7 protein-coding genes are annotated in these 12,167 nt (G+C 39.0%); all 7 read right to left on the bottom strand.

Annotation, left to right across the window (positions count from 1 at the left end; translation table 11 throughout):
• Positions 1–4: 4 nt before the first annotated feature.
• Positions 5–2,173 carry a fimbrial protein gene (locus HC965_RS01920; protein WP_191029842.1) on the bottom strand — a complete coding sequence of 723 codons (2,169 nt, stop codon included), beginning with the start codon at positions 2,171–2,173 and terminating at the stop codon, positions 5–7.
• 21 nt (positions 2,174–2,194) lie between these two features.
• Positions 2,195–3,523 carry an exo-alpha-sialidase gene (locus tag HC965_RS01915; protein ID WP_191029841.1) on the bottom strand — a complete coding sequence of 443 codons (1,329 nt, stop codon included), beginning with the start codon at positions 3,521–3,523 and terminating at the stop codon, positions 2,195–2,197.
• An 18-nt stretch (positions 3,524–3,541) separates the two neighbouring features.
• Positions 3,542–5,002 carry a RagB/SusD family nutrient uptake outer membrane protein gene (locus HC965_RS01910; RefSeq protein WP_191029840.1) on the bottom strand — a complete coding sequence of 487 codons (1,461 nt, stop codon included), beginning with the start codon at positions 5,000–5,002 and terminating at the stop codon, positions 3,542–3,544.
• 19 nt (positions 5,003–5,021) lie between these two features.
• The gene (locus HC965_RS01905; RefSeq protein WP_223854636.1) at positions 5,022–8,207 is read right to left on the bottom strand and encodes a TonB-dependent receptor; all 3,186 of its coding nucleotides are present in this window, start codon (positions 8,205–8,207) and stop codon (positions 5,022–5,024) included.
• Between the two features lie 47 nt (positions 8,208–8,254).
• Positions 8,255–9,487: an MFS transporter gene (locus tag HC965_RS01900; RefSeq protein WP_191029838.1), complete on the bottom strand. Its 1,233-nt coding sequence runs from the start codon at positions 9,485–9,487 to the stop codon at positions 8,255–8,257.
• A gap of 6 nt (positions 9,488–9,493) precedes the next feature.
• On the bottom strand, positions 9,494–11,134 hold the full coding sequence (locus tag HC965_RS01895) for a sialidase family protein (RefSeq protein ID WP_191029837.1): 1,641 nt from the start codon (positions 11,132–11,134) through the stop codon (positions 9,494–9,496).
• 117 nt (positions 11,135–11,251) lie between these two features.
• Positions 11,252–12,163, bottom strand: coding sequence for a dihydrodipicolinate synthase family protein (locus HC965_RS01890; RefSeq protein ID WP_191029836.1), 912 nt, complete (start codon positions 12,161–12,163; stop codon positions 11,252–11,254).
• Between the last annotated feature and the right edge of the window lie 4 nt (positions 12,164–12,167).

Below are 12,167 nucleotides of genomic sequence, written 5' to 3'. Positions count from 1 at the left end.
CATTCTAATAATTCTTTATACAACGAACAGTCTGACCAAATGCTCTGTTTTGAGCAATACAATAAATTCTTGTATTTCCATCAAACGGATCAAAATAAATACCAGAGGAGCTTACATCCCAGCAAGTAGCAGCCCAGCCATAAAGATTTATTCCCTGATTTACAGGTTCTCCGGAAGTCTTGTCTCGTCTGCCGGTCGCAGGAAAATAAATAGTCTCCATTCCCACGGTTGTTGAGTTGAAAACAGCCGTGGCAGCAGCCAACTTAGCATTGGCATCTTCACCAATAAAATCACTTTCCGCATTACCGGGAAGACGATCAATACGCAAATAAATGCCGGAAGCTGTCTTTATTCGACGTAATCTCAAATAGTATGCGCCATCAGTCTGATACTTTTTTATAGCATATATGGTAGCCCCTTCTTTATCTGAAGTCACATAAAGCGTATTATACAGCGTTTCGGTATCATCTAAAATTTCAGCTGAATTAATTTTATAGCTCACCGATGCAAAACTACCAATGCCTGCTGAATTCTTATACGGCAAAATGGTTTGATATTCTCTGTAACTCGGAACATGATAACCAGCAGGACATGGATTGCCCAAACTTCCCGTTCTATCTTCCCAAGTTGTTGTCTTGTCACTGACAGAAACTGCTGTATACCAATCTGATGACGCTGATATAAATTCTCTCATATTATGCGCATCTTGTATTGTCCTGCTCGGATCACTCGCCACTACATCTAACGTTCCAAAAGTTGGTAACGGAATGTTTCTTCCCCATTGATAATAATAGCCATAGGTATCAGAATGAGTTATATTCTCCTCTGTAGAGGGCAGGATTGCTCCTAAATTCCGATCCAACCATTCCATACCGTTAAACATAATAGTGGAAGGCATTGGCTGTTGAACGATTTCTACTGTTTCTTTCTTCTTTCCAAGGCCAATAGTAAATGACGCTGTTCGTTCTATGCCGGAAGTATTGTCATCCAAACAACACACTCGCACAAGATTATCTTCCACAGCAACATTATACCAGGATTCAGTTCCCAATTTCTCCACTTCTACTGTTCCAGCCATATTAGTAGCCCAATTAATCTCATATCCCCAGTATTTATCCGCTGTAAACGGGAAAGTCATCTTATTATTTTTCAGATGCACTCCACTGATTGAGAAATTACCATCCGACCAATTGGGTACAAATTCCGCTTCGACTTCATTTCCCGACAATGATAAAATCATATTATAAAGATAGCCCGCGTACATCGGATTAGGACATGGGAATTCCTTCTCAAAATCAACACCATTCTTCTTTCCTTTTATCAGAATTGTTACCCTATAGTCAGCCGAGGCATTTCCTGTGCCCGGAGTATATAAAAGATATAATCTGTCAAGCAATACATTTTCAATAGAACCATTCTCTATCAGGTTGGTATCATAGTCTACAAAACGAGGAAGCTTCTTGCTATAATCATTTATAAAAGGAAATGCACTTTCCGGTACATTTTTCAATTGTACGGAAGAAATATAGAGCCCGCTTGTTTGAGAGCCGCCAGTTTTGTTTTTTATATTCATCTTCGCATATTGAGGAGCTAAAGTGATACCTACATTTTTCGTATCTGCATTAGCTACCAGTGCATTTCCCATCAAAACAAATGGAGAAGTCTGCTGCTTACTCGCTTTTACAGAAAAATCATTGATAAAGTTCTCATAGAGAGTGACATCTGAAAAATCAGCTTGTGTACTCTCTGCCAGTGAGCACAAAGCAGGATAATTGGAATTTCCACTAGCATTAGCTATTACTACCACTCGTTTCGTTCCTCCTGTTGGTAAAGTTATGTCCCTGCTACCGATTTTTATATTCTGGTTGTAAGATACTGTTTCGGATGCATCCGGTACAATATTCACTTCCTTATACTCCAAATAATTACCTTCGGATGATACTTTGAAAACAAAAAGATCATACTTTTCTACTTTCATTTCTTTTTCTGTCGCAGACACCTGATCAGGAGTCCAATTGCCTGCCACAAATAAATTCAGACTTACATTGATCTCAGCAGAACCGGAATCTGCCTTACCTAATGTATCTACATCCTTATAGTCTACTTCGCATCCAATAAATAATATCAGTAAAAGGGCTAATACAGATGTGATATATACTTTTATTATCTTCATAATTTATACTTGATTATATCATTAAAGATTTAACTTATCTCCCAAAAGAGAAGGTGGAATTCTGTAAAAGCTTATCTGTTCATTCGGATTAGCTTTCCCAAATTTTCCTGAACCATTCTCATAAATGACACATACTGAGCCATCTTGCAGAACCACGATATCCGAATAAGCAGCCCTGTCACTCCATATAACTAACGGGGTAGTCCAGGAAGTTCCTCCATCAATACTTTTGGATATACAAAGATTAGAACGCGAGGAAGAATGATGAGTATTGCTCAACAACAAAGTATTACTAATATTCTTAGCAACCGGATAATTAACAATGGCTCCCTGACATCCGGGATCTATCAAATCCTGATTGATAACCGACTTACCCCACGTAATACCTCCATCCTTACTTATTGCCGAAGCTCTGTAATCAGATGGTAAATCATTACCATTTGTATCTTTCACTACTCGGCGCATATTAATCAACAGACTTCCATCTGCAAGCTCCGTCAGGCTTGATTCATTTCCACCTATTTCAGTTCTTCCACCTAGCTGCCAGGTAGCACCATTATCATCTGAATAAATAATATGAGAATAATTGTCCTTATTACCATTATCCCGATGATTAGCCGAAATTATAATCCGGCCTTTCTGAGGAGCAAGTTGTTTCTGAATGCCATGACAAGGTCCAGTAGCGTACCAGCTCCAATCACTTTTCTTTAGCCGACTCGTCAAATCGTACTGGGTACTCCAAGTCAGTCCGTCATCATCCGAATAGCAATAGAAAACACGCCGGGTATGACCATCAGAGGTGGATTGAACCCAATTACTTTTCAATTGATTAGGATAACGCCCCCAACACCAAAAAAGATATATTCTTCCTGTCGCTTCAACTACAACAGGAGCCGGATTGCCACAAGTATTATCAAAATCATCCGCAACCGTTATCATATTCTCCCAAGTGGCTCCGCCATCCGTAGAACGTTTGACGACTAGATCAATATCACCTAAATCTTTAGTACTTCCTACTGGCTCAACCGGGAATTTGCCCTCATTACCCTCATAAAAATCCGCTTTTGTATTACGCGCTTCACAAAAAGCAAGTATAGTTCCTTTCTTTGTAACAGTTAGTGCCGGTATTCGAAAATAAATATGATTATCTTTTCCCGCTTCATAAACTAAGCTCTCTACAATCTTACGATTATCCGGATAGCTTATTTCCGGTTCTTCATTTCCGCCAGGTTCTTCTACCAGTTCTTCAGGAATCACAGTACCGGGATTAGGACCGAATTTCAAATCATCTCCGCAAGCAGTGCATAAAACAGAGAAGATAAATAGTATGTATAATAACCTAATTTTCATATAATTCTGTATTAATAATTAGTTATAACCTACGGTTTGACGAATATTCGGATTGTTTTCAAAGCAGTCTGAAGATATAGGCCATAGTAAGATATTAGTCTCACTCTGCCTTCCTAACAGTGATGGTATCTTTGTAAAAACATATCCCATACGAATGTAATCCCACCAACTTTTACCTTCAGTGGCAAATTCTTTGAGCCGTTCATTGAAAATAGCTTCATTAATTTCTACTTTGGTCAGAGTAGATGGATAATAATCTTCTTTTCCATAAGCCCGTTCGGCAATCTGATTCAGATAAAGAACAGGTGTTCCACCCAACTCATTTTCTATTTCCGCTTTGAAAAGAAGCGCTTCTGCATAACGATATATGGGAATATCTGAAACAAAATAACGAGTATTATCAGTCCATTCACCTGTGAATTTGTTTATCCAGGAATAAGTATTGCCTGTTTCGGGAATTGTAAATACTCCAAATGTCGTGCTAGTGCGGCTATCATTACTATCTTCATTTATCAATGTTTGGATAGTACTACTAAGAGAATACCACTGGTCTTGACTTCCTGTTTTCACATCATTAGCGTCCCTATACTTTTTATCATCCGTATATTTACTATCCGGAATCAAATAGCTCGCCGGATAACCACCTTCAGCTTCATCCTGTTCAAAATGCATGGTAAATATAATCTCTGCACTATTTTTACTTTTGATATCAAATATTTTAGAATAATCAGGAAGCAATGAATAATTCTTGTTTCCTAAAACATTACCAATTGCTTCAGATGCTTTATTTAGTGCATCCTTTTCTCCGTTCCTACACTTATACATCCACAAATAATAATCGGTAGCCAACATATTTATGGCAGCTTGCGAACCTGTAGTGCGATCCGTAACAGAAGCAGGCATGGATTCTGAAGCAGCTATAATATCATTCTTCACTTGCTCATAAAGGAGTGCAGCATCTGCTCTTTCCGGCATCATATCCCCTTGATCCGATTCAATACCTTCAAGCATTAGCGGAGCATCTCCCCATACTCTGGCAATCGTAAAATACATATAAGCCCTCAAGAAATATGCATTCGCTTTAATCTGATTATGCGCACTTTCGTCCTGAAATGAGACTTCATCAACATATTTGAGAATCATATTACAGTCATTTATACTCTTATACAGAGTTTCCCAATTAGTTCCTTTAGTTTCGGATGAAGTCAGTTTGTTTGTAACCAATGCAGTTCCATTGAAGCTACCCAATCCCGGTCCTATTAATCCTGAACGAAAATCCCCCCAATAACTCAAGTTTGTTTTATACGCATTCCGGAAAGAATAAAAAGACCCATACATGGCAGCTTTCATATCACCCTCATTTTGCCACATATTTTCGGAGTTTATGGTACTTTTCTGTATCACATCCAAATCTCCGATACAGGAAAACAACCCTAATGGCAATAGAAATAATAAGTATTTTATTGTTTTAGTTTTCATTGTTCTAGTGTTTAAGTGATTAAAAAGTAACCTTTGCAGACACAGCAAGCCGTCTTACAGGAGGATAATTACTATAGGAACTATTATAGGTTGAAGCGGTCCCTATTTCGGGAGAAATTCCCTTCACAGCTGTAAAGTAATAGAGATTGCTTCCGGATAATGTCAACTGCAAGTTCTCAATACTAATCTTTTGCATCCACTTCTTAGGAAACCTATAACTCACCGCCACATCCCGAATGCATAAATAATCCCCTTTATAGGTGAACACATTGGATATTCGATTAAAGTTACCTTGTCCTGTCCCCGAGTCATTAGCCCAGAACTTCGCATATCGAGTGACATCTCCCGGCTGACTCCAACACTTCTGTACATCTTTTGCCAATGCATAATTTGTAGAGAAAGTAGAATAGAAATATCTGCTGAAACTTTCGTCATAAATAGAGTGTCCTAACGCATAGTCCATATAAACACTCAATGACCAGTTTTTATAAGTAAAGGTATTACCAATACTTCCCGTCACAGTCGGTTCCGTTGTCCCTAAACAGAATAAATCTTGATTTTTTGTAATCACACCATCCTTGTTTCTGTCAGCCCACATATAATCACCGGCAAATTTCCGACCGGCAACGCTAGTTCCGTCCTTATAATTAAATCCTCTTGCCAATTGGTCATATTCGGCTTTTGCCGCTTCCTCGTCTGTTTGATAAATTCCAATAGCTTTGTATCCGTAGAAACGATATAACGGCTCTCCTTCTGCCAATCCTCCAAAAAAGGTTCCATTTCCATTAGAATATATTGGATAGTCGCTCGTACCTGTACGATTCTTTTCCATTCCGTTATTAGGAAGCTTCAGAACCTTGTTCTTATTTTGCGAGAATACGAATTTAGATTCCCATTTGAAATCTTTAGAATTGATATTTTGTGTCGTCAACTCTAATTCATATCCCCAAAAACGTACCGATCCCATATTGGTCTTGATAGACGAATAGCCGGTCGTATTAGGCAAGCTCATATCATACAATAAGTTCTTGGTTTTCTTATTATAAAAATCAAAGGAGAAATAAACACGATTATCCAATACACCCAACTCAAACCCCAAATCAACTTGTGTAGTCGTTTCCCACGTCAGATTCTGATTAGGCAGAATTGTTCCTCTGACCGCCGCATTGCCATTATACTTATAAGTAGCCGTATATTTACCTAAAGCATCATTAACACCAATTCCGTTATTACCAGTTGTACCATAACTAAATCTCGCTTTCAAATAATCCAGCCAATGAATACCTTTCATAAAATCTTCCTCACTAATAATCCATCCCGCGGACATACCTGGGAAAAATCCCCAGCGATTATCTTCCACAAACTTGGAAGAAGCATCATAACGCCCTGTCAGAGTAAGCAAATACTTCTCTTTAAAATTATAATTAAGTCTTCCAAAAAATCCGACTTCAACATCTTTATTCATTGTAGAAGAACCTAATGTTTCGGATGAAGCATCAATTGTAATAATTTTATCACTACTTCCCCCCGTACCATAAGCATATAGTTTTTCATAATCCCTCTTCTGATAAGCATAACCTACCATAACATCTACATTATGTTTTTGCTTTATACTAAAATTATATCGGGTATATAACTCTGTTTTCAACCGATTCGTTTCAGTCCATGTAGACGTTGCCTCACGGGATTGTGAGTAGTAGTTTGACTTCATAAAGGTTCTCTGCTTATTTGTGGTATCATAATATGAACTGGACAAATTAACAGACCATTGTGGCAGAATCTGCCATTTCAGATTCCCTGCTAAAGAAAGATATTTAGTCACATCAGAGTCATCATTATAATAATTATAAAAAATAGGAGTTTGCGAAGTAGCATTGTACCCCTGTGCCGGAGTTCCATCTTCCATATAAACAATTTGGGTAGGAGTAGCCGATAATCCACGGGAAATAGCATCCCGTTGATTTGCATAAGCTTCAGATGAAGTTCTTTGGAAACTGACATTTACATTCACAGTCAGATTATCCGAAATCTTAGCTTCCGCATTGCTTTTTAAGTTAAACCGCTTATAACCGGTTGCCAAGCCAACTCCTCCATCATCCGTATATCCTACACTAGCATTATAACGAATTATATTACTTCCTCCATCTATACTTAAATGATAATTCTGCCAAAGAGCTGATCCAAACATCAAACCCTGCCAGTCTGTATCACAAAACATCAAAGTTTTTGAGGGGTCCAAAGGATCCGGCATTGTTTTCCAACCTTGTGGGAGTACATCTCCCTCATTATAATAACGAGTAGAGTAGATACTACTTCCCGTATTACCGGAAGAAGCCGAATACCCGGAACTCTGGTTCCATTGTGGAGACGGACTAATGGCAATAGCCGGTCTTAAAATATTAATATATTCTTCCGCATTCAGGAAATCACGTAAAGTCTCAGGTTCCTGATAAGCCAGGCTCGCTTCAAATGTAATCCTGGGAGCACTATTGAATTTTCCTTTCTTCGTAGATATTAATATTACTCCATTAGACCCTCTCGCACCATATATAGCTGTAGAAGCAGCATCTTTCAATACATCTATAGAAGAAATATCTTCCGGACTAAGATCATCCATGCTACGTTCTACTCCGTCCACCAATACTAAAGGCGCATTACTTTGTGTTATGGAAGAACCACCTCTTACTTTTATAGAGAATCCACCACCAGGAGTATTATTGGTTTGTACTACCCGAACTCCGGAAATACGTCCCTTCAGACCTTCAACAGGAGAAGATATTGGTATATCATTCAAAACATCTCCATTTACTTTGGAAATAGAGGAAGTAATAGTACGCCTGGAAGCTTCTCCATAGCCAATTACAACAACATCCGACAAGGCAACTACCCCACTCCTCATCGTTACAATAATATCTTGTCGACCTTTAATATCGACTTCCTGCGTATCCATACCAATGTATGAGAATATCAATACCCCGTTAGAGGGTGCTTCAATGGTAAATTTACCATCAACATTTGTTATCGTTCCTCCATCAATGCCTTTAACCAAAACCGAAACCCCTATTAACGGTTCTTTAGCATCATCCAAAACTGTCCCTTTTACTGTTATTTTTTTAGGACTTGTACCCGATTGATCAGGCGAAGCCTGGACCGAAGGGGGACATAAATAGAGAAACATCAACAAGACTCCCAGTATATAGGTCATCTTGTTATAAAAGAATTGTGCATTTAACATAACTAAAAAATTAAAGATTAATCTTTCATATCAATTGTTTTAGGGCGCAAACAAGCGACCAAAATAATTAGCATAGCCAGTACCAATATAGCAAGTAACGCAAAATCACGTCCCAGATATCCGGCATCCATAGATTCACCTAACAGACTTGTTATGGCAGCTCCGGCAAATACACCACACATATTCATAATACCATAGGCTGTCGCTCTGTAACGTGCAGATACAAACTGGCAAAGGATTGGCATATTATTCGCATCAAACATTCCAAAACCTATTCCAAACAAGACTGCACCCGTCACCAATGCAAAAATAGAATGGCCATAACCGATAAACAGCAGAGAAGGTATGATAAGTCCTAAGCCTAAAGCACCGGTATAGACCCTTCCACGAACATTTTTGAGTACCCAACGATCGGAGATATAACCACCTGCCAATACGCCAATCAGTGAAGACAGAGCAATAGAAATAGTTGACATAGGACCTGCTACCGAAATATCGATTGAGAGACTTTCGGAGAAAAGTGTCGGTAACCAATTCTTGGCCGCCCATCCTGGAGTACCCGGCACGCAGAAATAAAACAGAATAATCCAAAAGAAAACATTGGAAAATAACATTCCCAAACTTTTCAATACAGGTATTTTCTTATTCTTCTGATTCTCAACAACTACTCCTCGCTCTTTGTCTCGTAAAAAAAATGCCAGGATAATGCCATAGCCTATGCCTATAATGCCAAACCAATGGAATGTTGTGTGCCAAGAATAAATCGCTGCGAAAGTAGCTCCGAATCCACCGATAGCCTGGCCCACATACAATCCGGTCATATGTATTCCCACTGCTAACGAACGAGTTTTATCTCTGTGGAAATCAGTAATCAGTGATAATGCAGCAGGTAAATATAAAGCTTCACTAATTCCCATAATACCTCGCAGCCAATAAAGTTGATTAAAAGTGGTAGCATATCCCATCAGAAAAGTAACTCCCGACCATACGCACAAACTTCCTACAATCAACCATTTACGACTCATGCGGTCACCTATTATGCCCGATAAAGGACTCATCAGGCCATATACCCACAGGAAGACAGCCATCAAGCGACCAAAATTAGCAGCAGACTCCAATTCACGAACATCTTCCATCATTGGGATACGCATTGTGGAAAGCATTTGCCTATCCATATAGTTGAGCAAAGCAACCACCCAAAGCAATCCGACAACTACCCAAGGATATATATTTGAAGTTTTATTATTCATACTTATTTACTTTAAAATCTCTGTTAATTTGATTTTGATAAAAGCTAAATCTGCTTGACTGCTCTCATATAAAATGCCTATTGAATCTTCGTCTATAGAGGTAATACATGAATAACCGGCACTACGATACTGGTCTAAAAGAATCCAGTGTTCTTCAGGCCAGGTCATTCCATCATCGAAACTAACTTTCAGAGTCAGTTTATCTCTTGTTTTATAATTATTCGGATTTACAAATAGAAGCATGCTTTTCTTTTTTCCTTCTTCCATATATTCGTGTCGGTGCAAGCTTGCCATACAGGTCGGTTCCACTAACGCCTTTCGAGAAGTGGGATGTTCTGTCCAACTTTTCCCAAGATTCGTTGTTATACAGATTCTCCGGCCATTTGTTTCTTCATTTCCCCGATTCCGATTATCACGCATATTCAACATCATAGAACCGTCACACAACTGTACTACACTACATTCTGTTACATCATGATATGCAGGGTTACTTGTCACCCACGTCTTTCCATGATCTTTGCTAAATGTAATATTAGAGAAAGGAATTCCTTTTTCATCACGTCCTTGCGTAGGAAAAACCAATGTACCATCCACCAATGTGATACCTCGTCCAGGAGCTGGTGCAAACAACCACCATTCAGGACGCTTTGTTTTAGCAGTTATGTTATCGGGAAAACTCCAGGTTAGTCCGTCATCCATACTTTTTACTATCATAAACTGGCAAGTTTCTCTTACTCCCGTTCCTGGCTGGGCTCCCTTTCCTTTCCATTGATGCATCCATGCCGTACTGTTTTCATTTAATCCTTCTATCCACTTACCGTCTTTATCCAGCAACCCATGCATCCATAACCCGGCTACATAAATATCACCAGTTTTTCTATCGACAAGGATACAGGCATCACTTACTCCATTGTACTTCTGCGGTAGCCCTCCCCACTCTCCCATATCCAAAATGTGTTGAAGCGGCTGCCAAGTTACCCCTTTATCCATACTTCGGTGTAAAGCTATATCTATATTTCCTTGTAAATCACGAGAAGAATCATACCGCGCATCGAAAATGGCTAGCAAAGTTCCTTTGTTAGTGGTAGCTAACCCTGGAATACGAGACGAGATACATCCATCTTGTCCTTTCTGCCGGACTGCCACTCCTACTCGCAAAGGTTTACCTTCTTTATTGGAAGCAGTCAAACTACCTCTTGTCGTTTGTATCCGGTTACAATTTACTTGAATACGATGATCAAGCGGAACTGTATCTTTCAAAGTGACTGCTATCCAAAAAGATAAAGAATCCTGGTCAACTTTCACTTTATCAGTAAATGATATTCTATGTGGTGTAAAAACCGGATTACAAAGTATATGAGTAGTATCTATCATCCCATTTTTACAAGCACCGTATATTGCTACAGAAACGACGTCTGATACATCCGTACTTCCCAATAGACTTACATCTATCAAACGAATTGTATATGGCTGCTTATCTGTTCTGATTAATGTAACCTTAACTACCGGATTCACTTGTTTTTTTACCAATACAGGAATAACAGGTCTTTCCAGTACCCATTTTATATCTTTACCTAAAGATGCAACAGGAATCACCGATAACAAAATCATCGAAAATATGATAAATATTTTCTTACTTACTTTCATAGTATCTTTATTTTAGGTAATTTTGAACGCATTTAACTAGATTGGGGGAGATTGACAGAAAGTAAAGTAGCTAACCCCAGCAATACACTTTTACTGTCCGTCTCCTCTTTCTTATCGCTAGAATCCAAAGAAGTTTATTGCTTCCAAGTCACCTTTTAGTTTTTCATATTCATCGACTGAAAAAGGTTTAATCGGTAACCGGCAACTTCCGCAATCAATACCTATCAGTTTCATGATAGCTTTACCGCCACGTACTCCGCCACCATATTTTATGATAACTTCTACCGTGCGTATAGACTTCATCTGGTAGCTGCGCGCCGTTTCCAAATCGTTCACCTTCATTGTTTCGAAAATTGACTGATAGACATTAGGAATATAATTATAGGTACTCCCAACTCCTGCCACAGCTCCCATAGCCAAACCGGAAATAAGAATCTCGTCATAGCCGTGCAATACTTCAAACCTATGTTGTTCCAGTTCTATGCAAGCCCCCATCTCCATCAAGTTATTATGAGTAAACTTTGTCCCAACTAAATTAGGCATCTTCTTCTTCCCTTCTACCAAGAATCTATCCACCGGCAAATTAACCCCTGTGATCGATGGCATATTATAATAATAGAAAGGTAATTCAGCAGCAGACTGGCAAATCGGCGCAAAAAAATCAACCAATTCATCTACTGTTCCCGGTTTGAAAAAAGACGGAGCAATTGAAGCGATAGCATCAGCTCCTATCTGTGCGGCATGACGTGCCAGTTCCATGGCATTCCGTTGACAATTCGAGCCTACATGAGCGATAACCTTAAACCGCTTGCCAGCAGCAATAATCCATTTCTCAAGAATTGATTTACGCTCGTCAATCGTCAATGAAGAAAATTCACCGGTCGTACCGCATACAAATACCCCTTTGATAGGAGTTGATGCTATCCAATCAGCATACTTATCAATAACAGATAAATTCACGTCCCCATTTTCATCCATTGGGGTGAAGGTGGCCGCAACCATACCTTCCAGTCTTTCATAATTGTTCATAGTG

The organism is Bacteroides sp. GM023, assembly GCF_014750685.1.
Taxonomy (GTDB): domain Bacteria; phylum Bacteroidota; class Bacteroidia; order Bacteroidales; family Bacteroidaceae; genus Bacteroides.
The sequence above is the reverse complement of the archived record's forward strand: the minus strand, read 5'-3'. Positions and strand labels throughout refer to the sequence as shown.